The sequence below is a fragment of the Paraburkholderia sp. RAU2J genome, from assembly GCF_003634845.1.
GTDB classification, from domain to species: domain Bacteria; phylum Pseudomonadota; class Gammaproteobacteria; order Burkholderiales; family Burkholderiaceae; genus Paraburkholderia; species Paraburkholderia fynbosensis.
In genome coordinates, this window is record NZ_RBXG01000002.1 from 1,215,809 (window position 1) to 1,238,094 (window position 22,286).

General features: G+C 63.6%; 22 protein-coding genes and 1 pseudogene. 13 read left to right on the forward strand and 10 right to left on the reverse strand.

Annotation, left to right across the window (positions count from 1 at the left end):
* Window positions 1–4 precede the first annotated feature (4 nt).
* The gene (locus tag B0G69_RS22945; RefSeq protein WP_121321290.1) at window positions 5–715 is read left to right on the forward strand and encodes a response regulator; all 711 of its coding nucleotides are present in this window, start codon (window positions 5–7) and stop codon (window positions 713–715) included.
* Window positions 715–2,064: an ATP-binding protein gene (locus tag B0G69_RS22950; RefSeq protein WP_121321292.1), complete on the forward strand. Its 1,350-nt coding sequence runs from the start codon at window positions 715–717 to the stop codon at window positions 2,062–2,064. Before B0G69_RS22945 ends, B0G69_RS22950 begins: the two co-directional genes overlap by 1 nt.
* A gap of 81 nt (window positions 2,065–2,145) precedes the next feature.
* On the opposite strand, the gene B0G69_RS22955 is transcribed toward B0G69_RS22950, so the two are convergent.
* The 5 genes from B0G69_RS22955 to B0G69_RS22975 all read right to left on the reverse strand — a co-directional run bounded on the left by B0G69_RS22955 (window position 2,146) and on the right by B0G69_RS22975 (window position 5,206).
* The gene (locus tag B0G69_RS22955) at window positions 2,146–2,406 is read right to left on the reverse strand and encodes a hypothetical protein (protein ID WP_121321294.1); all 261 of its coding nucleotides are present in this window, start codon (window positions 2,404–2,406) and stop codon (window positions 2,146–2,148) included.
* A gap of 105 nt (window positions 2,407–2,511) precedes the next feature.
* Window positions 2,512–2,844, reverse strand: a complete 333-nt coding sequence (locus tag B0G69_RS22960; protein WP_121321296.1) for a DUF1634 domain-containing protein — start codon at window positions 2,842–2,844, stop codon at window positions 2,512–2,514.
* Complete coding sequence (locus B0G69_RS22965; RefSeq protein ID WP_241991441.1) at window positions 2,841–3,734, reverse strand: sulfite exporter TauE/SafE family protein; 894 nt, start codon at window positions 3,732–3,734, stop codon at window positions 2,841–2,843. The genes B0G69_RS22960 and B0G69_RS22965 overlap by 4 nt, the downstream gene beginning before the upstream one ends.
* Window positions 3,731–4,477 carry a GntR family transcriptional regulator gene (locus B0G69_RS22970; RefSeq protein ID WP_121321298.1) on the reverse strand — a complete coding sequence of 249 codons (747 nt, stop codon included), beginning with the start codon at window positions 4,475–4,477 and terminating at the stop codon, window positions 3,731–3,733. The genes B0G69_RS22965 and B0G69_RS22970 overlap by 4 nt, the downstream gene beginning before the upstream one ends.
* Window positions 4,478–5,017: 540 nt before the next feature.
* A complete protein-coding gene (locus B0G69_RS22975; protein ID WP_121321300.1) occupies window positions 5,018–5,206 on the reverse strand; it encodes a hypothetical protein in 189 nt (62 codons plus the stop codon).
* Between the two features lie 283 nt (window positions 5,207–5,489).
* Here B0G69_RS22975 and B0G69_RS22980 point away from each other — a divergent pair, with 283 nt between their 5' ends.
* Complete coding sequence (locus B0G69_RS22980; protein ID WP_121321302.1) at window positions 5,490–6,317, forward strand: AraC family transcriptional regulator; 828 nt, start codon at window positions 5,490–5,492, stop codon at window positions 6,315–6,317.
* Window positions 6,318–6,394: 77 nt separating this feature from the next.
* Window positions 6,395–6,820: a cupin domain-containing protein gene (locus B0G69_RS22985; RefSeq protein WP_121321304.1), complete on the forward strand. Its 426-nt coding sequence runs from the start codon at window positions 6,395–6,397 to the stop codon at window positions 6,818–6,820.
* Between the two features lie 28 nt (window positions 6,821–6,848).
* Here the strand turns inward: B0G69_RS22985 and B0G69_RS22990 are convergent, their stop codons facing one another.
* On the reverse strand, window positions 6,849–8,030 hold the full coding sequence (locus B0G69_RS22990) for a serine hydrolase domain-containing protein (protein WP_121321306.1): 1,182 nt from the start codon (window positions 8,028–8,030) through the stop codon (window positions 6,849–6,851).
* A gap of 169 nt (window positions 8,031–8,199) precedes the next feature.
* On the opposite strand from B0G69_RS22990, the gene B0G69_RS22995 reads away from it, so the two are divergent.
* The 9 genes and pseudogenes from B0G69_RS22995 to B0G69_RS23030 all read left to right on the forward strand — a co-directional run bounded on the left by B0G69_RS22995 (window position 8,200) and on the right by B0G69_RS23030 (window position 16,900).
* Window positions 8,200–10,467: an SdiA-regulated domain-containing protein gene (locus tag B0G69_RS22995; protein WP_121321308.1), complete on the forward strand. Its 2,268-nt coding sequence runs from the start codon at window positions 8,200–8,202 to the stop codon at window positions 10,465–10,467.
* Between the two features lie 291 nt (window positions 10,468–10,758).
* Entirely contained in the window at window positions 10,759–11,091 is a 333-nt protein-coding gene (locus B0G69_RS23000; RefSeq protein ID WP_121323835.1) for a metalloregulator ArsR/SmtB family transcription factor, read from the forward strand.
* Window positions 11,092–11,214: 123 nt separating this feature from the next.
* Window positions 11,215–11,547, forward strand: a pseudogene (gene arsC, locus B0G69_RS42015) (arsenate reductase (glutaredoxin)); the annotation flags it as partial.
* A 90-nt stretch (window positions 11,548–11,637) separates the two neighbouring features.
* Window positions 11,638–12,402, forward strand: coding sequence for an arsenical resistance protein ArsH (gene arsH / locus B0G69_RS42020; protein WP_241991542.1), 765 nt, complete (start codon window positions 11,638–11,640; stop codon window positions 12,400–12,402).
* 11 nt (window positions 12,403–12,413) lie between these two features.
* Window positions 12,414–12,998, forward strand: coding sequence for an HWE histidine kinase domain-containing protein (locus B0G69_RS23010; RefSeq protein ID WP_121321312.1), 585 nt, complete (start codon window positions 12,414–12,416; stop codon window positions 12,996–12,998).
* Window positions 12,999–13,010: 12 nt separating this feature from the next.
* Window positions 13,011–13,388, forward strand: coding sequence for a response regulator (locus tag B0G69_RS23015; RefSeq protein ID WP_121321314.1), 378 nt, complete (start codon window positions 13,011–13,013; stop codon window positions 13,386–13,388).
* 583 nt (window positions 13,389–13,971) lie between these two features.
* Entirely contained in the window at window positions 13,972–15,081 is a 1,110-nt protein-coding gene (locus B0G69_RS23020) for a sugar ABC transporter substrate-binding protein (protein WP_121321316.1), read from the forward strand.
* Window positions 15,081–16,091, forward strand: coding sequence for an ABC transporter permease (locus B0G69_RS23025; protein ID WP_121321318.1), 1,011 nt, complete (start codon window positions 15,081–15,083; stop codon window positions 16,089–16,091). Before B0G69_RS23020 ends, B0G69_RS23025 begins: the two co-directional genes overlap by 1 nt.
* Entirely contained in the window at window positions 16,091–16,900 is an 810-nt protein-coding gene (locus tag B0G69_RS23030) for an ATP-binding cassette domain-containing protein (protein ID WP_121321320.1), read from the forward strand. Before B0G69_RS23025 ends, B0G69_RS23030 begins: the two co-directional genes overlap by 1 nt.
* Window positions 16,901–17,255: 355 nt before the next feature.
* Here B0G69_RS23030 and B0G69_RS23035 read toward each other — a convergent pair whose 3' ends face one another.
* From B0G69_RS23035 to coxB, 4 genes are all read right to left on the reverse strand, one after another.
* Window positions 17,256–18,581 carry a ferric reductase-like transmembrane domain-containing protein gene (locus B0G69_RS23035; RefSeq protein WP_121321322.1) on the reverse strand — a complete coding sequence of 442 codons (1,326 nt, stop codon included), beginning with the start codon at window positions 18,579–18,581 and terminating at the stop codon, window positions 17,256–17,258.
* 144 nt (window positions 18,582–18,725) lie between these two features.
* Window positions 18,726–19,064, reverse strand: coding sequence for a hypothetical protein (locus tag B0G69_RS23040; protein ID WP_121321324.1), 339 nt, complete (start codon window positions 19,062–19,064; stop codon window positions 18,726–18,728).
* Window positions 19,061–21,598: a cytochrome c oxidase subunit I gene (gene ctaD / locus B0G69_RS23045; protein WP_121321326.1), complete on the reverse strand. Its 2,538-nt coding sequence runs from the start codon at window positions 21,596–21,598 to the stop codon at window positions 19,061–19,063. Before ctaD ends, B0G69_RS23040 begins: the two co-directional genes overlap by 4 nt.
* Window positions 21,595–22,266, reverse strand: coding sequence for a cytochrome c oxidase subunit II (gene coxB, locus B0G69_RS23050; RefSeq protein WP_241991442.1), 672 nt, complete (start codon window positions 22,264–22,266; stop codon window positions 21,595–21,597). Before coxB ends, ctaD begins: the two co-directional genes overlap by 4 nt.
* Window positions 22,267–22,286: the final 20 nt, after the last annotated feature.

Consider the following 22,286-nt stretch of genomic DNA (forward strand, 5'->3'; position numbering starts at 1 on the left):
TCATATGGATCGCCCCGCCAAAATCATCGTGCTCGACGACGAAATCGAATTGCGCAACATGCTGCAGCGGTTTTTGCGCGGGCACGGCTTCGACGTGCGCGTCGCCGAGGACGCCAAGCGGCTGGACCGTTATCTGGAGCGTGAGCCGTTCGATCTGCTGGTGCTTGATCTGATGATCGGCGACGAAGACGGCCTGCAAATCTGCGCGCGATTGCGCGAGCAGGGCCAGACCTTGCCGATCCTGATGCTGACCGCGAAGGGCGATCCGCTCGACCGGGTGGTGGGCCTCGAAACCGGCGCCGACGACTACCTCGCCAAACCGTTCCTGCCGCGCGAACTGGTGGCGCGCATCAACGCCTTGCTGCGCCGCCAGAAAATCGCGTCGGGCGAGGTCACCGTGACGTCGCAATGCGTGCGCTTCGGCGACTTCACGCTCGATGTCGGCAAGCAGGAGTTGTCGCGCGCGGGCGCGCCGCTGGAGATCCATTCGGCGCAGATGCTGCTGCTGGTCGCGCTTGCCTCGTCGCCGAACCGGCCGGTGAGCCGCGACAACCTGCTCGCGCGCGCGCGGGGCCGCGATCACGATGCGCTCGATCGCAGCATCGACGTGCAAGTGCTGCGCCTGCGGCAGATCGTCGAGGACGATCCGTCGAAGCCGCGCTTCATCAAGACCGTGTGGGGCGTCGGCTACATGCTGGCCGCGGACCTCGAGTGATGGCGCGCTCGCTGGTGCGAAGGGTGCTGCCGCGCACGCTGCTCGCGCGCAATATCGCGCTCCTGATCGTGCTCGTGATGCTGAGCCAGGCGTGCTCGCTCGGCGTGCTGCTGCACTACGTGCAGCGGCCTCGCGTGGAGCGCGCGGCGGCCGTGTTCGCCACCTATGTGACCACGCTCGACAACCTGCTGGCTGCCACGCCGTCCAGCACGCGCGCCGCGTTGACCGCGCGCCTCGACGCGCACGCGCAACTGCCGCCCGAGGCCACCGAAGCGCCGCCGCGCAGTCTTCTGCGCGCCTATCGCACCTATCAGCACGATATGTTTCTCGACAGCTTGCGCGCGCATCTGCCCGCCGACATGCCGGTGCGCTGGCAAACCGAAGGCGGGCAGCGAATGTGGATCCGCATGCACGCGCCGGCCGACGCGCCGCAAACGCCATACTGGATCGCGTTGCCGATTCCCGAGGACGCGCAGGGCAATGGACTCGAAGCGGCGATTTTCCTGTCGCTGGGTCTGGGCCTGCTCGCCGCGCTGGCCGGCTACGCGATCCAGTTGCACCTGAACGAGCCGCTTCAGGAACTGGCGCGCGCCGCACGCCGCGTGAGCGCCGGCGAAATGCCCGCGCCGTTGCCGACCGACGGCCCCACTGAAATCGCGGCGGTGAGCGGCGCGTTCAATCAGATGACCCAGGTGTTGCAGGAAGCCGAAGCGACGCGCGCGTTGATGCTCGCGGGCATCTCGCACGACATCCGCACGCCGCTCACCAAGCTGCGCCTTTCGATGGCGATGGCGATGCCGCACGGCAGCGACAGCAGCTTCGTGGTGGCGGCCGAGTCGTATCTGGACCAGATCGAAACGATCCTGCAGCAGTTCATGGACTACGCGGGCAGCGGCGAACGCGAGGCGCCGCAACCCGGCGATCTGAATGCGTTGATCGAACGGCTCGCGGGCGATTTCGCAGGGCTCGGGCACGAGTTCGAGCTATCGCTCGCGAAGCTGCCGGCGCTCGCGTACCGGCCGATCAGCATGATGCGGCTGTTGATGAACCTGATGCAGAACGCGATCGTGTACGGCGGCAGCGGTCTTACGGTGCGCACGTGGGCCACCGCCGGGACGGTGACGGTCGCGGTCGGCGACCGGGGCAAGGGGCTCTCGGCGCAGGAGCTGGAGCAACTGAAGGCGCCGTTTCAGCGCGGCCGCAATGCGCGCGCGCATAGCGGCGGCACGGGGCTGGGGTTGTCGATCGTCGAGCGGATTGCGCGGCTGCATGGCGGTGGCTTGCAGTTTCATTCGCGCGAGGGTGGGGGGCTGGAGGTTTGGGTGGTGCTGCCGGTGACGCCCGTTTGACGGCGGGGTGCGCCACGCGACGCGATTTACCGGCGCGTCGCCGTCACCGCTGCCGTTACGGCGTTTGCCGGTTCGCGCCGCTCAGCCGCGGTCCAGCCACGCATCCAGTCCGACCCGAAACGCCACACCTGCGATGACCGGCACGGTCATCATCAGGATGATGCCGAAATTGGGAATCTGGTCGCCGTACATGATCGTGCTGTACAGCACCACGGTAGCCACGATCGCGAACACCGCCACGCCGACGGCGATCATCAGCAGATTGCGCGTGGTGATGGACATCGTCTTGCGCGTGGCGTTGCCCGGCGTGGTGGTGGGCGTTTCGTCGTGTTGGGCAGGCATGATGGTTCTCGTGACTAGAAAATGCTGCATAAGGAGCGGCGGCGCCCGCCGCTCAGATGAGGGCACGCCCGGCATCATACCCGCCCCAGATGCTGCTCAGGCGGATCACGCCGCGCCGACCAGCAATCCCGCGGCGACGATCGCCAGCACGAGCGCGGCAATCGCGCCGAACCGGTAGTCGCGTTGATGCAGGAACACGCCTAACATCAATATAAGCCGCATTATCGGCAACAGAATGAAAAGCGCGATGCCCGCCGTCATGACCGACGCACCGATGGTGGCCGGCCCGACGCCGCCGTGCGTGCGCAGCGTGAGCGCGAGCCCGACGGCGATCGTGCCGGTGGCGATCCACGTGCCGTAGTGCAGCAGGCTCGCGAGCCAATGTTCGAGCCGTGCGCCGGGCCGCTCGAAGCGGCTTGGGTCATGCGTGCGGTTCATGCGGGTGCTCCGAACAGGTGGACGCCGAATGCTTCGAGCAGCATCTGCACGGCCAGCGCGGCGAGCATCGCGACGAACAGCACGCGCAGCTTGTCGTTCGACACGCGCATCAGCACCCGCGCGCCGAGCACCGCGCCGACGACCGAACCGAGCGCCACCGGACCCGCGATCGCGGTCACGATCTCGCCGCGCAGAAAGTAGGCCCCGGCGCTGGCCGTCGCCGTTACGCCGATCATGAAGTTGGAGGTGGCCGATGAAACCTTGATCGGCAGGCGCAGCGCGGTGTCCATCGCGGGAATCTTCAGCACGCCGCTGCCGATGCCGAGCAGCGCCGAAATCAGGCCGGCGCCATACATCAGCGAGAGGCCGAGCGGGATGCGTTGCACGCGATACGCAACGTCGCGTCCCAGCGCGCGGTCCGGATAGCTTGAATCGAGTCGCAGCGACGCGCCCCACACGCGGGCGGCACCGTAGGGAGATCCGGCCACGGCGAGCGCCGGATCGGCGCGCCGCGCGAGCATCTGCTGCGCCGACAGAATCAGGACCACGCCGAAGATGAAATAGAGCAGCGGCACCGGCACGAAGCCGCTCAGCAGCACGCCCGACAATGCGCCGAGCGTGGTGGCCGTTTCCAGCAGCACGGCGAGCCGCACGTTGGTCAGGCGCCCGCGCAGGAAGGGCGCGGCGCCGCCGCACGAACAGGCGATCACCGACACGATGCTCGCGCCGATCGCCACATGGATGTCGAGGTGGCCGAACATCGTCAGGATCGGCACGATGAAGATGCCGCTCGCCATGCCGAGCATGCCGCCCAACGCGCTCGCGCCGAGCGACACCGCGAACAGCCACACCGTGTCATGCAGATTCATCGCCGCCGCCGCGCCGCTCATCGAGCGCTCGCCTTGCGCCGCGCGAGGCGGGTGACGAACTGGATCTGGTCGCCGCGGTAGTACAGCTTTTCATAGTCGACCGGACGGTTGCCATCGCAATACGACGTGCGCTCGATCAGAAAGATCGGACTGCCAGGCGCGATTTCCAGCGCGCGCGCGACGGCCTTGCCGGCGGCGATCGCTTCGAGCCGGTACTCCGCTTCGATCAGCGGAACGCCGTACTTCTCTTCGAGCAGCGCGAAGATCGGCTCGGCCTCCAGATCGTTTTCGATGATCTTCTCGCCGATGTCTTTCGGCAGCCAGGTTTCGTCGAACGAGAGCGGGGTGCCGTCGGCGATGCGCACGCGCTGGATGTGCACGACCTGCGCGCCAGGCTTGAGCGCGAGCTTTTCGGCGACGGCTTCGCCCGCGCGTTCGACGCGCTTGGCGAGCAGCCGCGCGCTGGGTCGGCGGCCATGCGCGCGCATGTCTTCGACGAAGCCGCTCAGTTCGGTGAGCGGCTGCGTCAGCCGTGGTTGCGTGACGAACGTGCCTCTGCCGCGGCGAATTTCGATCAGCCCGCGCGCAATCAGGTTCTGGACGGTCTTTTGCAGCGTGGTGCGGCTGATGCCGAAGCTCTCGAGCAGGCTCGCTTCGTTGGGCAGTTGCGCGCCCGGCGGGTAAGTGCCGTCGGCGATGCGCGCGGCGAGCGCCGCTTCGACTTGCGCGTAAAGGGGGAGCTGGTTCGGGGAGGCGGTCGTCATAGGAGACATCATGACGTCATGATGTCTTGGCGTCAAGCCGGATTGTCAGGGTGGCCTCACCGCAGCGCGGGGGTTTTCGGTCAAATCCAGCACTTCGAGGATTGTCGGCCTGAATGCGAATCTGCGCCCGGTGCGGCCGATTGGCCTCGACGATTACACCACGCTGAAATATGTCTGCCGGGGCGCGCTGGCATAACGGCGGCGATCGGAACCTCCAGGCCGCGCGGTGGACGCCTAGCCCGGAGGCAAAGCACGCGAATGACTTTACGGCAGAAGAATTTTTCGGCGCAAGCCCATTCACGCCGCGCCGGCAATACTCCGATATTTCGGCTTGAGGGAGTGAAGTCGGAGTTGGGGAATGAGGGTTGTGGCCGGAACGCAAGACCGCTTGGGTCGCTAACGTTTTGTCCTCTGAGGGGAGTGGCACACGAGGCGAGCAGCGGCCAAAACATAAGGGCCGGCAAGCCAGCCCTTATGGCAATCTTCTACTTGCATTCGTATCCATGCTTTCTACCGGCGCAGTTTGTCAAAGGTCGATAATTATCCCGGCAACTTCATCGATACATGGACGGGCGGGTCGGGTGTATCCACGCCCATCCCGGCTATGACACGATAGAGTTCGACGAGTGCTTTTTCCTTTTCCACATCGTGCCCGCCAACAACACGCGCCATAGCGGAGCGGGAGAGCTCTTCCTCCTGATGCAGGTCGGCAATAGTGAGTGTGTTCATTTCGATTCACCTTTAAAGTAGTTTGGTAACCAGATGTAGGCTTTAGTGAGCGGTTGCGATTTCCGCTCGCTAAACGACTACTCACGATCTGTGCCAAACCCGCATCGAGCACACGGCGCACACGTAACATGCTGTTTAAGTTGAATATTTTGATTTCGCCTCTGCTGCGGCAGCGAGTCGAGCTATGCGGCATGTGGGCTCGATTCCAACACGTCACGATCTCTTGTTGGTTATTGAAAAACAAGGGGCCCGCAACACGTCAGGTCATCCAGGGTCATCCATCATGAGCCGACAAACACCGGTTTTGCACGCCGACTGGGTAAAGCATGCCGAGCCGATCGAAGGCGTCGAGCGCATCGAAGCCTGGTTTCACGGCCGTGCATATGCCATGCACCGCCACGACACCTATGCGATTGGCCGCACGCTCGCCGGCGTGCAGAGTTTCAGCTATCGGCGCAGCCAGCGAAACAGCCTGCCCGGCAACACGCTCGTGCTGCATCCCGACGAGCCTCACGATGGTCAGGCGGGCACCGCCGAAGGATTTCAATACCGGATGATCTACATCGAGCCCGCCATCTTTCAGGAGGTGCTCGGCGGACGTGCGCTGCCGTTCCTCGAAGGTGGCGTGACGACCGATGCGCGCCTTGCAGCGGCAACCGCGACGTTGCTGCAACACGTCGGCTATACGCTCGAGCCGCTCGAACAGAGCGATGCGCTCGCCGAAGTGGCGCACGCGCTTGCCGCCGTTGCCGGCGTGCCCGCACGGCGCTCGAAAGGCGACTTCCTCGCGGCGCGCCGCGCACGCGACTATCTGCACGTGAACTGCGCGCGCATCGTCACGCTCGACGAACTCGAAGCGGCGACGGGCCGCGATCGCTGGAGCCTGTCGCACGACTTTCGCACGTTCTACGGTACGAGCCCATACCGTTATCTGACGATGCGGCGCCTCGATGCGGTGCGCCGCATGTTGCTCGCCGGCACCTCGCTCGCCCATGCTGCCGCGAGTGCTGGCTTTGCCGATCAAAGCCACATGACGCGACACTTCTCGAAGACATTCGGGCTGACGCCGGGGCGCTGGCTCCGGGTCGCGGGCGGCATCCAGCGCGGCTGAAAACGCCCACGATCGTTCAATACAGCCGCAAGCAGCATGCGTATTCTCAACGCGTCAACCTTTGAACGGAGAGAACGATGTCTCAATCCTCGAACAACCGCACTGCGCCCGTCGACCGTGGGCAGTGCCAGACCATCGATCTGACCGGCAAGATCGCGCAGATCGACGGTCACTGGCAACCGCGCGTCGTCGCTGAAATGAACGACTATCAATTCAAGGTCGTGAAGGTCGAAGGCGAATTTCAGTGGCACCGGCATGCCGATACCGACGAAACGTTCATCGTCCTCGAAGGTGAGTTGCGTATCGATTTCCGGGGGGCACCATCGGGCGACGGTTCGATCGTGCTGCGCGCCGGGCAGATGGCGGTGGTGCCGAAGGGCGTCGAGCACAAGCCGCGTGCAAACTCGGAAGTCAAGCTGCTGCTGATCGAGCCGCAAGGCGTGGTGAACACCGGCGACGGTGCGACGAGCGAGCGTACCGTCCAGAACGACCAATGGATTTGAGGCGGTCTTCGACGGTATCAGCACGTCGTCACCTGACGCCGTAAACGGCGTCGCGCAGATCGATTGTGTATTGGCCGTTCATACCTTCGTAAAGCGTGTTCGACAGCGACACGACAGTTAGCCCGCGCGCGCGGTCGACGAACCACGAGTGACCGTAGACACCGCCCCAGCGCCACGTGCCAGGCGACTCCGGCGACGCCGCCGCGCGTGGATCGCGCAGCACCGAAAAGCCGATCCCGAAGCCGACGCCCGGCCGATCCGGCAAATCGAGGGTGCCAGTCTGCACGCTTCCCATCTCGTCCACGAGGGCGGCAGGCAGCAACGCACCGCCACCCGCGCGCAGCGTGTCGAGCACATGCAGCACGTCGCTCGCGCGGCCTACCATCCCCGCACCGCCCGACGCAAAAGCATGCGCGTCGAGCGCGCGCGCCGGCGAGTACGTGACACCGACAATTCCTTCGACTGCACGTGCAGTCTCGTTCTCCTCGAGCCGGTGCGGCTGCGGCGTATCGTTCACGTACGGTGTCGCGAGCCGCGCGGGATCGAGCGCAACGAACGCCGTGTCGCGAACGCCCAGCGGACGCAGCACGAGTGCATCGACCGCCTCGGCGAGGGGCATCCCACAGACAGCTTCGATCAGCGCACCGGTCACATCGAGCGCGACTGAATAGGTCCAGCTCGTCCCCGGTGCATACAGCAGCGGCGCGCTCGCGATCCGGCGTACGTTTTCGCCGAGCGTGATGGCCGCGCCGTCGAGCCCGTCCGACACCCCCGCGCGCGCATAGGGGCCGTTCGCGTCGGTTTCCGCAAAGCGGTAGCCAAGGCCCGCCGTATGCGTGAGCAGCTGCCGCACTGTGATCGCCGGTACCCGGCCGTCGGGAAGGGTCGGGCGGAAATCGGGCAGCCAGCGGGTGACGTCATCGTCGAGCGACAGTTTGCGTTGCGACACGAGCACCATTGCGGCCGTCGAGACGATCGGCTTCGTCACCGACGCGAGCCTGAACAGCGTGTCCTCGCGCATCGGTGCGCGTGCTTCGCGGTCGGCGAATCCGCCCGCGCGGTGATAGACGAGCTGTCCCTCGCGCGCGATCAGCACGACCGCGCCGACGAGGCGTTGTGCGTCGAGCGCGCGGGAGAGCACCGCATCGACGCGCTCGGCGAGCGCCGCATCGGCGCAAGGCTGGGATGACAATGCTGGGGTAGTGGGCATAGACGGCTCCGTCGTGATCGGTCCAGCCGAGATAGTAGGAGAGACCTGGTCGCGGTCACCATTTACCCGTACACCGAAAAGGGCTACATGCAACAAACCCATCATGAAGATGCAACAAAAGCCCGATATGGTCGCGAATTCTTAAAACCTTTCAATTTGTTACCGTACCGTGAAAAAAGAACTCTTAATTTCTGCGATTCTCGCAGCCGGTCTTAGTGCATGTGGCGGGGGCGTGGGCGACAATGGCAGCAGCACTGCTGGCGGCAATAGTGGCAATAGCGGCAATGCTGTGCCCGTAATGGATAGCAAAATTCCTGCGCTCGCATTCAGCGATCCGCAAAGCACCTACGATTTGAATAGCTACACGCAGACAGCAATGTTTCCTCTGCAGTACGCCACGTCCGGCACCAATCTGTTGAATGCGGAGGCATCCGGCGTAACCTATGACAAGGATACCGATTCGCTGTATGTCGTCGGCGACGGTGCGACCGCGGTCGTGCAGGTTGCAAAGAGCGATGGTCACGTGATCGATTCCATGACGCTCAATGCCGGCGATTTCGAGGACACCGAAGGCATCACCTATGTCGGCGGCGGCAAGTTCGTATTGGTGGAAGAGCGTCTGCGTCAAGTCGATCTGTTCACTTACGTTGCGGGCGGAACGCTGCGCCGAGCAGATGTACAGTCCGTCAAACTGGGTACGACGGTGGCCAACGTCGGTATCGAGGGCGTGACTTTCGATACCAGAACAGGCGGCTACATTGCCGTGCGCCAGTCGCAGCCCACCAGCATCTTCCAGGCCGCAATCAACTTTGCAGGCGGGTCGGCGACGGCATCGGACGGCTCGCCCATCCTGCCGTCGACAGATAATCCGCCGGTGCTTTTCGACGCGGCCAGAACGGGCCTTTCCGCGTTCAATGACGTTTTCTCGTTGTCGAATATCGCACCGACCAAGGCGCCGGATTACGATGACGTCATCATCATCGGCGCGCCGGATGGCAAGATCGTCAAGATGGATCGTACCGGCAATCTGCTGAGCAGCTTGTATATGAGTGCCACTGCCCAGAACGAGGGTGTGACGATGGACACGGACGGCACCATTTATGCGGTCGGTGAACAGGCCGCAGGGCCGAGCCTGCCGGGGCTGACCGTCTTCAAGCCGACCACCAGCACAAGCAATGTCGGCATTGGCAGCAACCTCTACCTCACGTTCGATCAATCGGTGAAGGCGGGTGCGGGCAATATCGTTCTCACTAACGGCGCGGACGATACGCGGTCGATTCCTGTGAGCGACGCATCGCAAGTATCGTTCAGCGGTAATGTGGTGAAGATTCATCCGAAGTTCTACATGGTTGCCGGCACCACCTACCACATCACGTACCCAACGGGCGCGATCAAGACGGCAGCGGGGGGCGATACCGCCGCCGTGTCCGACCTGTCGGCATTCTCGTTCAAGGCGGTGGGTACCGTTGACCACACAGCGCCAACATTGACCAGCACGGCGCCGGTCGATGGCGCGACAGGCATCATCGGCAACCACATGACATTGTCGTTCGACGAAGTCGTACAGGCGGGCACGGGTAATATCGTTATCAGCAACGGCTCCGATACGCGCAATGTGTCCGTGGACGACACGACCCAGGTCAAATTCAACGGCACGCGGGTCAGCATCACCTTGACGACGCCGTTGCAGGCTAGTTCTCGCTACACCGTAAAACTGGCCAGCGGCGTTATCACCGACCTGTACGGCAACGCCTATGCGGGCACGACGCAGAGCTTCACGACTGCAGCAACAGGTGCTCCGGCGCCGACCGTGCTGATCTCGGAGGTGAACTCGAATGCAGACGGGGGCCAGGATTTCTTTGAAATCTATAACTACGGCAGCACGGCAATCGATCTGACGGGCTGGAAGTGGGGCGACAGTCATGCTGACGTCAACGATGCCAACAATAGCGCGGCATTCGTGGCCGGGACGATGCTTGCACCGGGTGAACATCTGGTCGTTGTCCCCGGTGTGCCCGGAACGGATGAAAATACGTTCCGTACAACCTGGGGCCTCGCTGGCACGGTGCCGGTCGTGGCGATGTTGAACGTCAATAGCGACGCAGCGAATCCGATCGGTTTGGGTAAAGGCGATGCGGTGATCGTCTATGACGCGAACGGCAATGTCGCGGCTGCAATGAACTACGGCGCGGCGCTCGGCGCAATGCAGGGAGACGGCACGACGAAAGCGATTGCAACGGCCTCGGGTGCGGATGCCAGCCTCGTTGCCGCCGGAAATCATGCTGGTGCCGTCTTCGTCGGCGGCAGTGCGAAGGTGTCCGCAGTGTGGGATACCATTTCGACAACAGCGCCAAACTATGTCGATGCAGTGGTTGGCGTGCACGGCGGCATCGCCGAGCCGCTTAAACCTGCGTCAATTGGTTCGCCTGGGCAGTAATTTTTCGCCGCTTTGCGGCGCGCGTAGGCAGAAGAACCGTCCGACCATGTCGGGCGGTTTTTTTATGGTCTGTACGCGTTGGTTCCTGGTGGGCTTAAGTCTTCTGACGCGGGGAATTCTCGACCATGCCGTAGCTTCTACGTCATGCGCTACATGACGCGCAGGGTCTACGAGTCGGAAGTCACAGCGAATGAGCAGATCGTGCCGTCGCCTAAAGCGCCAGCAGTCGGCGCCCCGCTGTTATTTCAATATTCGTTGAAATATAAAAACCAATGGGCTATCGTTGCGTCCATGGACTCGAATCTCGTTGTACGCGCACTGAGCGCGCTCGCCCATGAATCGCGGCTGGCGATTTTCCGTCTGCTGGTCGTTGCCGGTCCGGATGGCATGGCGGCTGGCGAGATCGCGCAGCAGCTCGGGCTTTCCCCCTCGGGCTTGTCGTTCCACCTGAAGGATCTGTCGCACGCGGAGCTGGTGAAGCCGCGCCAGGACGGACGATTCGTCATCTACACAGCTAACTTCGATGCGATGACTGGGCTGATTGGTTTCCTGACGGAGAACTGCTGCGACGGCGCTGCGTGTGCCGCGAGCGGCCTCGCCGATTGCGGTGGAAACAGCCAATGAAGTAGATGCCTTGCGACTCCACATTCGCGGCCGCTGCCGCAGTCAGCCCGTACGGTTTCCATTCAGGCAAGGCGCTAGCGCTAGCTGGTACGAAGCCAAACACAGCGTTTGAGGACATAAGATATGAGCGTCACGATCTATCACAACCCGGAGTGCGGCACGTCGCGCAACACCTTGGCCTTGATCCGTCATGCCGGTGTCGAGCCCGAGGTTATCGAATACCTCAAAACGCCGCCGGCGCGGGACACGTTACAGGAGTTGATCGCCCGTGCCGGTCTCACGGTTCGCGCCGCGCTGCGTGAAAAGGGCACTCCGCACATGGAGCTCGGCCTGGGCGATCCCTCCCTGCGCGATGAGCAGTTGCTCGACGCCATGGTGCGATACCCGATCCTCATCAACCGCCCGTTCGTTGTCACGCCGCTGGGCGTACGTCTGTGCCGGCCCTCCGAGGTAGTACTCGATATCCTGCCCACCGGGCAGAAGGGCGCGTTCACGAAGGAGGACGGCGAGCAGGTCGTCGATAGCGAAGGAAGGAGGATGCATCTAATGATGCAGGACCTTCCCAACGTCAGCGCTGCGCACCTCGACACACCGGATGTGCAGAAGCTCGAACCACGTACGGTGTCTTCACACGCTCCACGAATTCTGCTGCTCTATGGCTCGTTGCGCCCTACGTCGTACAGCCGGCTTCTCACGCTCGAAGCCGAACGCATCCTGCGCCATTTCGGCGCGGACACACGTGTCTTCGATCCGCACGGCTTGCCGCTCGTGGATAGCGTGCCGGCCGATCATCCGAAGGTGGTCGAACTGCGCAAACTTTCGGAGTGGTCGGAAGGGCACGTATGGTGCAGCCCGGAGCGTCACGGAACGTTGACGGCGGTATTCAAGAACCAGATCGATTGGCTACCGCTCGAAAGCGGCGGCGTTCGCCCCACGCAAGGTCGCACGCTCGCGGTGATGCAGGTGTGCGGTGGATCACAATCGTTCAACGCTGTGAACGCGCTACGCATTCTCGGCCGGTGGATGCGGATGGTGACCATCCCGAATCAGTCTTCGGTGGCGAAAGCGTACCAGGAGTTCGACGACAGTGGCCGGATGAAACCGTCGGCCTATTACGATCGCGTCCTCGACGTAATGGAAGAACTGTACAAGTTCACGCTGTTGGTGCGAGACCGTTCGGACTACCTGACCGACCGCTACAGCGAGCGGAAAGAGGCTCATCCGGAACTCGCCACGACGCTGGCGGCCGCCGCCATGAATCAGGAAACGGTGAACGCCAATGCGGACACTGACGACAGCGAAACGGAGTAGCGGCGCGGCCATTGCAACATCGTACGCGCAACCTGCTGGCCGTCATCCAGTCGATCGCGCAACAGACGCTCGCGGACGATCCCGCCCTCGAGACGTTCGCGACCCCTCTGGCCGCGCTGGGGCGCCTTCAGGGTCTCATCGGCGAAGCGAACGGGAATCTGATCGATCTCAGCGATATTGTGCGGCTGGAATTCGATGCGCTCGGCGTAACAGACGGTGACCGGATTACCGTGAATGGTCCGGCCGTGCCGCTATCGTTTCGCAGCGTACAAACGATAGCGCTCGTGCTGCACGAACTGGCAACGAATGCGATCAAGTACGGCGCACTGAAGGACAGGGAGGCGCGACTCGCGTTGAACTGGCATGTTCGACCGGGAGCGGCGGGAGGCGGAGCACTCGTGATCGACTGGATTGAAAGCGGCTTGCGAACAACGCCGGATGCGTCCAAAACCGGCTTCGGCCGGCAACTGATCGAGAAGGCATTGAAGTTCACGCTTCAGGCGAACACCGAACTGGTGTTCAGCCCGGACGGCGTGACGTGCCACATCGAGATACCGTTGCCGTCGGTCCGCTCGCACGACAGCAGTTCTCCATAGGAAAGGCGGCAGATGCCCCGCTTGGAAAAACAGCTACAGGATCAAAGGGTGATGGTGGTCGAAGACGACTACCTGGTGGCGCTCGCGCTGTCCAGCCTGCTTGAAGAGGCGGGGGCGAGCGTCGTCGGCCCGGTCTCCCGCGCGCAGGAAGCGGTCATGCTGATCGAAGAAGGCAAGGAGCATATCGACGCCGCGATCCTCGACGTCGACCTGAACGGCGAGAAGTCGTATGCGGTGGCGGACGCGCTCGCGTCGCGTCGTATCCGGTTCGTGTTTGCCACGGGATATGGCGCTGACGCGGTCGCTCAGCCGTACCGTCATTACCCGCGCTGTCAGAAGCCGTTTGATCACCAGGCGCTGTTCCGCGCATTGATGGCGCAGGGTAATTGAGCGATGAGTCGTGTTATCGCGGCAAGGTAAATCACATGCCGCTGCCCAGCCCGTTCCCACTATCTGCGCTGGGCGGAGACAGACGCAGCTCCCCCTTCCCGAAGCAGTCCTCCCACACCCCATCCGTTTCCTAGCCTTTCCGATACCTGCACGGCCAGCCCGGTTTCGTGGAACACCCACTGAATGTCATTTTGCCGGGCGCCAGGCGCGGTAATAATAATTTCGAAATCCTTACCCGCAGCCGACAGCGCAACCTCGGCGAAGCAATCTTTGCCCGGCTGATTCGTCGACCTTACGACGCCCCTATCGGCTTTGTCGAGTATCCTGGCCTGGTGGTCCGTCAGCCGGGCGTCCCAATAGTCGGACTAGTTAGGGGTATACATGGATTAGGAGGTACAACCGCGCTGCACTACCATTTTTTCGGTACCGTACGGCGCGTATCGAGCGCTTTCGAATCGGGGTTGCACATTTCCACGCCTCAGCCCCGCGCTACCCAGCGCACTCCCGGTGCCGTCAAGCATCTGCACGCGATCGACTCAACGTCGAGCGCATCAACGAACGAAGAAGAGAACCGGAGAACGACATGGCACAGCAACGGGATGACGACGAGGAACAGCACCGTAACGGTTTCAGCGCGGCGCGGCGCGGGCTCATGCAGGGCACGGGATTAGGCGCGGCGCTTTCGCTGATGGGCGCGCTAGGCGGCGCGGGCGGGCTGGTCGGCACTGCGCAGGCGGCGGAGGCGGCATTTCCCGCCCACAAGAAGTGGAAGATCGTGTTCGTCAATCACGTCACCACGAACCCGTTCTTCGTTCCCACGCAGTACGGCATTCAGGACGCGTGCTCGCTGCTCAGCATGGGTTATCAGTGGACCGGCTCGGCCACGTCGGACGCGGGCGAGATGGTCCGCGCCGTGAACTCGGCCATTGCCGCGAAGGCCGACGCCATCGCCGTGCCGATCGTCGATCCGGGCGCCTTCGACAAGCCGATCCAGGCCGCGCTCGACGCCGGCATTCCGGTGTTCGCTTATAACGCCGACGCGCCGCGCGGCAAAAAGAACCCGCGCCTCGCCTATATCGGCCAGGACCTGTATCTCTCCGGTTACCAGATGGGCGAGCGCATCGTGAGCCTCATCGACAGCGGCATGGTCGCGCTTTTCATCGCGACGCCGGGGCAGCTCAATATCCAGCCGCGCCTGGATGGTGCGAGCGACGCCATCAAGAAGTCCGGCAAGAAGATCGACATCCAGACCGTGGCGACGGGCGCGACCGTCAACGAGGAGCTTTCGAAAATCAAGTCGTTCTATCTGGGCCACCAGGACCTGAAGGGCATGTTCGCCGTCGATGCGGGCAGCACGCAGGGTGTCGCGCAGGTGATGAAGGAATCGAACCTCCCCTCGAAAGGCGTGCACGGTGGCGGCTTCGACCTGCTGCCGAGCACGATCCAGCTCATCCATGAAGGCTTCCTCGACTTCACCATCGATCAGCAGCCCTACGTGCAGGGTTTCTACACGGTGATGGAAGCGTTCGTGTTCCTCTCCTCGGGCGGGCTGGTCGGGCCGGCCGACATCAACACGGGCTTGAAATTCGTGACGAAGGAGACCGTCGAGCCCTACCTGAATACCTCGACGCGCTACGAAGGCAAGACCAACAAGCCGCAAATCGTTCCGATGAGCGGCGCAATCAGGTCGTGATGGATACAGTGAACGAAACCAGCAAGATCGAAGCGGCCCGTGCGCCCCGGCGCGCGGCGGTTTCATTCGCGTCGCACTGGTCGGCCGAGCTGCGCATTCTGCTCGTGGCCGTGCTGCTGGCCGCCTACTTTGAATTCGCCAATCACGATTTTCTGCTCACCAACGCGAGCCTCGTCAACCTGTCGCAATTCATCGCGCCGGTGGCGATCATCGCGTTTGGCGAAATCATGTTGATGATCGGCGGCGACATCGATCTATCGGCGGGGATGGTGTTCGCATTCGCGCCGTTCATGATGGTGTTTGCCAACGACGCAGGCGCGCCCATGTGGCTCGCCGTAATCGCGGGGCTCGTGGCCGCGGCGATCGTCGGTTTCGTGAACGGCGCCGTGACGGTGTGGCTGCGGTTGCCCTCGTTCGTGACCACGCTCGGCACGCTGTTTCTCATCAACGGCATCACGCTCACCGTTTCGCGTGGCACGCCCGCGCCCGCACCGGGATCGCCTACGTTCTCGGCGTTCATGGGTGGATGGGGCTACAGCGAGATCATCTGGACCGTGGCGATCGCTTTCGCGATGCACGTGCTTTTGCGCCATACCCGATGGGGCTTGCATACGCAGGCCGCGGGCGCGAATCCAATCGGCGCGAGCGAGGCTGGCATTCAGGTGAACCGGCTGCGCCTCGGCAACTTTATCCTCGCGGCGGTGCTGGCGGGCTTCACCGGCATGCTCGAAGCCTTTCGCATTACCTCGATCGATCCGCAGGCGGGCGGCAACCAGATCATGTTCCTTGCCGTGGCCGCCGCCGTGATCGGCGGCACGCCGCTCACGGGCGGGTCGGGCACCATCGTGGGCGGCCTTATCGGCGCGGCGGTGCTCGGCATTCTCAACGACGGCTTCACGCTCATCGGCATCAACGCGTTCACGTTCAACATCATTCTCGGCGCGGCGATCCTGGCGGCGATGATCTTCAATATCCACGTCGGGCGCATTCGTCGCAAGGCAGGGCGCTAATGGACCCATCGCAAACCTCCTCCGGCGCGATGGCCGCGCCCGCTGCGCCGCTCGCGCTGCGCGGCGAGAGCCTCGTCAAACGTTTCGGCGCGGTGACCGCGCTCGACGGCGTCTCGCTCACGCTCGGCAAGGGCGAGATTCTCGGCATACTCGGCGACAATGGCGCGGGCAAGTCCACACTCGTCAAGATCCTCACGGGCTTTCATCAGCCAACAGGCGGTACGCTTTATATCGACGGCCACGAGACGCTGCTGCGCTCGGTCGATCATGCGCGTTCGCTCGGCATCGAATGTGTGTATCAGGATCTCGCGCTCGCCAATTCCCTGAGCATTTACCACAACATGTTCCTGAACCGCGAGATCGTGCGGCGCGGGCCGTTCAGGCTGCTCGACCACAAGCAGATGCGCGAGCGTGCAGCGCAATGTCTCGACGATATCGGGGTGCACGTGTCCTCGGTGGATTTGCCTGTGGAGCGCCTGTCGGGCGGGCAGCGTCAAGCCATCGCCGTGGCGCGCGCCGTGCATTCCAATGCGAAGATCTTATTGCTCGACGAGCCGCTTGCCGCGATGGGCGCACGCGAGGCGGGGCTTATCATCGACCTGCTGATGCGCCTGAAGGAAAAGGGCGGCCTGTCCATCATCATGATCATGCACAACTATGCGCAGACGCTCGATATCGCCGATCGCATCATGCTGATGCAGCGAGGTCGGGTGACCTATGAGCAAAAGAGTGCGCTGACTTCCGTGTCGGAACTCATGGACATCGTGCGGCGGGAATACCGGGAAATGCGCGCCGCCGGCGCGCGTTGAGCTCGCTGGTCGGGTGTAAAAACACAGCGCATCGCGCATTCGTATCGGAACGGGGTGCGATACAACACACATGGACAGGTCGGACGCTGTCACTCGCGGATAGCCGGCACCCCCATGCTCTGATGGTATGGACGCAGACACAATCGGTATTGGCGAAATAGAGCGGGCTCTCGTACTCTTGCCACTTGCCAACCGATATAAATCAAAAAGCGATGCCATCGCGCACGCACCTCACCCACTAATGCCCCGCACCCACCCGCAACAGCGCAAACACCAGCGACAGCACCACCACGATCACCCCCGTGGCAACGGCCAGTCGATCAGCTAACAGTCGGCGCATCGTACCTCTCCACAATCAGACGAAGCTATACCGCTCGGAATGGTAGCGGGCGAGCGGCACTTTCATCTCGCCCAGCGCGGTTTCGATCGCATCCATCATCACGTCGGGCCCGCAGATGAAGTACTCGTGTTCGGCGTACTCGGGCGGCAGATGACGCCTGAACACTTCGGCGTTGATGCGTCCGCTTTCGCCGCTCCAGCCTTCGGGCGGGTCTGACAGTACATACACGACCTTCAGATCGAGCCGCGTTTTCAGCGCCTCGAGTTCCTCGCGGAAGGTCATGGACTCCCAGTGCTTGCTGCCGTACAAAAGGACCAGCGGGCGCCGGTCGCCGCGATCGGCGAGCGTGCGGATCATGCTCATCATCGGCGTGATGCCGATGCCGCCTGCGATCAACACGTGCATGTCGGTCGGATGGCCGATCGTGAAAGCGCCATACGGCCCGTCGAGATAGACGCGCTGTCCGGCCGTCACCGTTCTCACGGCGCTCGTGAAATCGCCGAGGTTGCGGATCGTCATTTCGACGCGGCCGCCTGCGGCTTCCGCGCTCGATGAAAACGAAAACGGATGCCCGGTAATGCGAAACGGGCTCGCCCACAACGTCAGCCAGCCGAACTGGCCCGGCTTGAAGCGAAAGCCCGCGTGCCCCTCCGGCTGCATCACGAGCGTCGTGGTGTCGCCGTGTTCCGCGCGCACCTCGGTGACGCGATAGGGACGCCGCAGCATGAACAGCGGCTTGAACAGACGCACATAAAGCAGGAGGCCGATCCAGAAGATCGTCATGCCGACCCACAACGTACGCTTGAGCGGGTCGACCAGATAAAAGCCCCAGCCCACCATATGCAGCATGCCGGCGGCAATCGCGATCAGCGCGAGCACGATATGCGACAGATGCCAGAGCTCGTAGCGCAGCTTCAACTGTTTGCGCCACAGCGCCATGACCACGAGAAGGATCAGCGAGCCGATCGACAGCACCGCGAAGCGCGCGCCCCAAGGAATGTCCCAGACCGAGTCGGGCAGCGCGAGCTGCGGCGAGCGGATCGCGATCAGAATCAACGGATGCGCGACGACGAGGCCGACCGCCATCAGCGAAATACGCCGGTGAAAGTGATAGATGACGTCCTCGCCCCACGGCTCAGTCACATGGCGAAAGCGCGCGGTGAGACCGAATTGCAGCCCCATCATCGCGAGGCCGGAATAGCCGAGCGCGACGGAAAACTCGGTGGCGAAATTGCGGGCTGGCGGCAGGTTGCCCGCGAGCAGCGCGAACAGCGGAGCAAGAATGAACAGCAGATAGATGACGGACCAGATGGCCTTGCGCATGAGATCGCGATACTGCATGAAATCCCTCTCTATTCGAGCATTCAGACATGCCGGCATGGCGGCTGTGAAGCGGGGCGGGCGGACCGAAGCGCCAACCAGAGCGCTGGCCAGCGCGTGAGCTGTTGCGTCATCTGCTGTTTCAAGCGTCGCCGGTCGTCGCGTTCAAATGCAAGTAGTCAGCAAGAGCGCGGGCCCAAACGTGATAACCGTGGCAACCAGCGCCGCGATCAAAGTCCAGATGACGACGCTATGCATGAACGTACTGATGCGCTCGGGACCCGGATCGCGCATGGCCGCCGCGCGATAGCGCCACAGCCAGCCGATCGCGACCAGATGCAGCAGCAACACGATGGCAAGGCTCACACGCAGCGGCCCGCTCGGCCAGCCGAACGCGCAGCCGATCGCGTGCAGCGCATACAGGATCACAAGCGCAACGCACCAGATGGTGAAGCCCACGGCGAGCCACCACAAACGCCGTGGCGCAAGCGGCCGTCCGTTCATGGCCGTGCTCCCAGCATCGCGACCAGCGAGGGCAGCGCGAGCACGAGGACCAGCGCAATGATGCCCGTCGTCAGCGTGTAGTCGAGCCACAAGCGCGTGAGCCGCAGGTCCGTGAGCCGTCGCGGCGAGACGAAGCCGGCGCCGATGCGCAGTACATTGCTGATCAGAAACAGAAGCCCGATGCCCGCGTGAATGCCGACATACGTCAGCAACGCTGCCGCCGTTGCGCCGAGCGCGTGCTCACGCGGATGCGGCATGACGCCGGCGATCAGCGCGACATCGGCGGCGATCGCGATGACCAGTGCCAGCGCGGCAACGCTGATCCAGCGATGCGCGTGACGGTCCGCCGCGGCCGCGCGCAGCGACCCGCGCGCCGCCACCGCCGCGACGGCCAGCGCGACGACGCTCACGAGCGCGAACAGGCGGCTCGGCTCGGGGGTCGCCGCGGCCGGCCAGTTCGGCGCGGCGATCCACAGATAGAACGTGCCGAACACGAGCGACGTGAACAGCGTGCCGTTCGCGACCAACGTGCAGATCAGCGCGAGCCACGACGGCGCGCCGGCCACTTCGGTATGCGGCGGCACGCTGACGCCGCGGCCCACCGGAAGCGGTCCGTAATCGCGCGCGTGACCCGCACTTTGGCCCGCGTAGATGAAGAGACCGAAGGTCACGAACGCAAAGCTTAGCGACAGCAGATAGAACCCGAACAGCATCGACAGCACCGCCACGCAGGTCACGATGGCCGTGACGAGCGGCAGATAGGTCGCGCGCGGCAGTACGATCAGTTGTTCAGGCTCGCCGGAAGTCATATGCACGCCGAGCGTTTCCTGCCAGCCGTTGCGCGTGAAGCCGAGATAGCCGTCGCCGCGCGCGAGCAGCGCCGCCAGTTTGCCCGGCGCGACGTCCTCCGTTTCCGTGCCCACGCGCGGGATCGACGCGAACGCGTACGGTGCGGGCGGAATCGGCATCGCCCATTCCAGCGTGGTCGAATCCCACGGATTGCGCCGCACGCGCCGCCCGTAGCGAACCTGCACGATGATGTCGATCACCACTAGCGCGAAGCCGATCGTCATCACGAAGCTGCCCACCGACGACAGCAGATTGAGCCAGTTCCACCCCTCGTCGCCGCGATAGGTGAAGATGCGCCGCGGCATGCCGAGCAGGCCGGTCAGGTGCATCATGAAGAACGTCATGTTAAAGCCGATGAACACCAGCCAGAACGCCGGCAGCGACAGCTTGTGCACGGCGGTGCGGCCGGTCAGCAACGGCAGCCAGTAGTAGAACGCCGCGAGCATTGGAAACGCGAGCGCGCCGGCCACCACGTAGTGCATGTGGGCGACGACGAAGTAAGTGTCGTGCGCCTGCCAGTCGAACGGCACCATCGCGAGCATCACGCCGGTCAGCCCGCCCGCCGTGAACACGAAGAAGAAGCCGAACACGTACAGCATCGGTACGTCCCAGCGCGGGCGTCCGTGCGAGAGCGTCGCGAGCCACGCGAAGAACTGGATCGCGGTCGGCACCGCGACGATCGCCGAGCCGGCCGAGAAGAACGCGAGCGCCAGATGCGGAATGCCCACCGTGAACATGTGATGGACCCAGATGCCGAAGCTCAGGAACGCGAGCGCGATGATGGCGACGACGATGGCCCGGTAGCCGACCAGCGGCCGCCGCGCGAACACGGGGATGATGGTCGACAGCACGCCCGCCATTGGCAGGAAGATGATGTACACGTCCGGGTGGCCGAACAGCCAGAACAGGTGCTGCCACAGCAGCGGATCGCCGCCGCGCCGTGGATCGAAGAAGGGCAGGCCGAAGGCGCGCTCCACTTCGAGCAGGATCGAGCCGAGGATCAGAGGCGGAAAGGCGACGATCATCATCATCGCGGTGACGAGGATGTACCACGCGAAAATCGGCATGCGGTCGAGCGACATGCCGGGCGCGCGCATCTTCAGGATCGACACCACGATTTCCATCGCGAGCGAGAGCGCGGAGATTTCCACGAAGGTAATGCCGAGCAGCCACACGTCGGCGTTGATGCCCGGCGTGTAGACGTTCGAGCTGAGCGGCGTGTACATGAACCAGCCGCCGTCGGGCGCGGCGCGCATGATCAGCGAGACCGTGAGGATCGTGCCGCCGAACAGATAGCACCAGTAGCCGTACGCGGTCAGGCGCGGGAACGCGAAGTCGCGCGCGCCGAGAATTTTCGGCGTGAGGTAGACCGCGAAGCTCTCCACCATCGGAATCGCGAACAGGAACAGCATCATCGAGCCGTGCATCGTGAAGACCTGGTTATAGGTCTCGGCGTCCATGAAGGCCGCGTGCGGCGTCGCGAGCTGCACGCGCGTGAGCATGCCGAGCACGCCCGCGATCGCGAAGAACACGAACGACGTGATCATCATGCGCATGCCGAGGACCGTATGGTTCACGGCGGCGAGGCGCTGCACGCCGGGTCCGGTGGCCCAGATCGCGGCGAGCTGGCGATGCAGCCGCAACGCGTTCATGCCCTGTGACGGCGGCTCGACGGGCACACTCATTTCTTTATCTCCCCGTTGGCGGCCGCCTGCTTGACGGCGGCGGCAAAGTCTTCCGGACGATCGACGATCACCGTGAAGTGCATTCCTGCGTGTCCCAGCCCGCAGAACTGGTTGCATTGCCCTTCGTACTGACCGGGCTGATCGGCCTGCACACGCAGACGCGTGGCGTGCCCGGGTATCGCGTCGATCTTGCCGGCGAAGCGCGGTATCCAGAACGAATGTATGACGTCCTTGCTCGTGACGACGATGTCGACCGGCGTGCCCGCGGGCAGGTGCAGTACGTCATGGGTTTCGAGACCGCCCTGGTCCGGATAGCGGAAGGTCCAGCTCCATTGCTTGCCGATCGCGTCGACGCGCGCGGGCGCATGGCCCGGCAGCGGCAGCAGCCGTTCGCCGGCAAGGAGCGCATAGCAGATCAGCGGGATCAGGATCACGGCGGGCAGCACGAGGCCGCCCAGCACGATCCAGCGCGCGGGCGACACCTGCGAGCCCCAGCCCGGGCGCCGCATCACCAGCGCGAACAGCACGAGCACCAGCGCGAACAGCACGGCCGATCCCGCCAGCATCGTCCACCACAGCCCGGCGATCGACGCCGCCGCGGGGCCCGACGGCGCGAGCGTCGACAGCGGGCCGGCGCAGCCCGACAGCGCCGCGCCCAAAGCCGCCATCGATCCCGCTTGGACCGGTC

What these genes read in the sequence shown, in the direction of transcription:
- B0G69_RS22945 (WP_121321290.1), top strand. Translation starts at nt 5, where the DNA reads ATGGATCGCCCCGCCAAAATCATCGTGCTCGACGACGAAATCGAATTG.
- B0G69_RS22950 (WP_121321292.1), top strand. Translation starts at nt 715, where the DNA reads ATGGCGCGCTCGCTGGTGCGAAGGGTGCTGCCGCGCACGCTGCTCGCG.
- B0G69_RS22955 (WP_121321294.1), bottom strand. Translation starts at nt 2,406, where the DNA reads ATGCCTGCCCAACACGACGAAACGCCCACCACCACGCCGGGCAACGCC.
- B0G69_RS22960 (WP_121321296.1), bottom strand. Translation starts at nt 2,844, where the DNA reads ATGAACCGCACGCATGACCCAAGCCGCTTCGAGCGGCCCGGCGCACGG.
- B0G69_RS22965 (WP_241991441.1), bottom strand. Translation starts at nt 3,734, where the DNA reads ATGAGCGGCGCGGCGGCGGCGATGAATCTGCATGACACGGTGTGGCTG.
- B0G69_RS22970 (WP_121321298.1), bottom strand. Translation starts at nt 4,477, where the DNA reads ATGACGACCGCCTCCCCGAACCAGCTCCCCCTTTACGCGCAAGTCGAA.
- B0G69_RS22975 (WP_121321300.1), bottom strand. Translation starts at nt 5,206, where the DNA reads ATGAACACACTCACTATTGCCGACCTGCATCAGGAGGAAGAGCTCTCC.
- B0G69_RS22980 (WP_121321302.1), top strand. Translation starts at nt 5,490, where the DNA reads ATGAGCCGACAAACACCGGTTTTGCACGCCGACTGGGTAAAGCATGCC.
- B0G69_RS22985 (WP_121321304.1), top strand. Translation starts at nt 6,395, where the DNA reads ATGTCTCAATCCTCGAACAACCGCACTGCGCCCGTCGACCGTGGGCAG.
- B0G69_RS22990 (WP_121321306.1), bottom strand. Translation starts at nt 8,030, where the DNA reads ATGCCCACTACCCCAGCATTGTCATCCCAGCCTTGCGCCGATGCGGCG.
- B0G69_RS23000 (WP_121323835.1), top strand. Translation starts at nt 10,759, where the DNA reads ATGGACTCGAATCTCGTTGTACGCGCACTGAGCGCGCTCGCCCATGAA.
- arsH (WP_241991542.1), top strand. Translation starts at nt 11,638, where the DNA reads ATGATGCAGGACCTTCCCAACGTCAGCGCTGCGCACCTCGACACACCG.
- B0G69_RS23015 (WP_121321314.1), top strand. Translation starts at nt 13,011, where the DNA reads ATGCCCCGCTTGGAAAAACAGCTACAGGATCAAAGGGTGATGGTGGTC.
- B0G69_RS23020 (WP_121321316.1), top strand. Translation starts at nt 13,972, where the DNA reads ATGGCACAGCAACGGGATGACGACGAGGAACAGCACCGTAACGGTTTC.
- B0G69_RS23025 (WP_121321318.1), top strand. Translation starts at nt 15,081, where the DNA reads ATGGATACAGTGAACGAAACCAGCAAGATCGAAGCGGCCCGTGCGCCC.
- B0G69_RS23030 (WP_121321320.1), top strand. Translation starts at nt 16,091, where the DNA reads ATGGACCCATCGCAAACCTCCTCCGGCGCGATGGCCGCGCCCGCTGCG.
- B0G69_RS23035 (WP_121321322.1), bottom strand. Translation starts at nt 18,581, where the DNA reads ATGCAGTATCGCGATCTCATGCGCAAGGCCATCTGGTCCGTCATCTAT.
- B0G69_RS23040 (WP_121321324.1), bottom strand. Translation starts at nt 19,064, where the DNA reads ATGAACGGACGGCCGCTTGCGCCACGGCGTTTGTGGTGGCTCGCCGTG.
- ctaD (WP_121321326.1), bottom strand. Translation starts at nt 21,598, where the DNA reads ATGAGTGTGCCCGTCGAGCCGCCGTCACAGGGCATGAACGCGTTGCGG.
- coxB (WP_241991442.1), bottom strand. Translation starts at nt 22,266, where the DNA reads ATGGCGGCTTTGGGCGCGGCGCTGTCGGGCTGCGCCGGCCCGCTGTCG.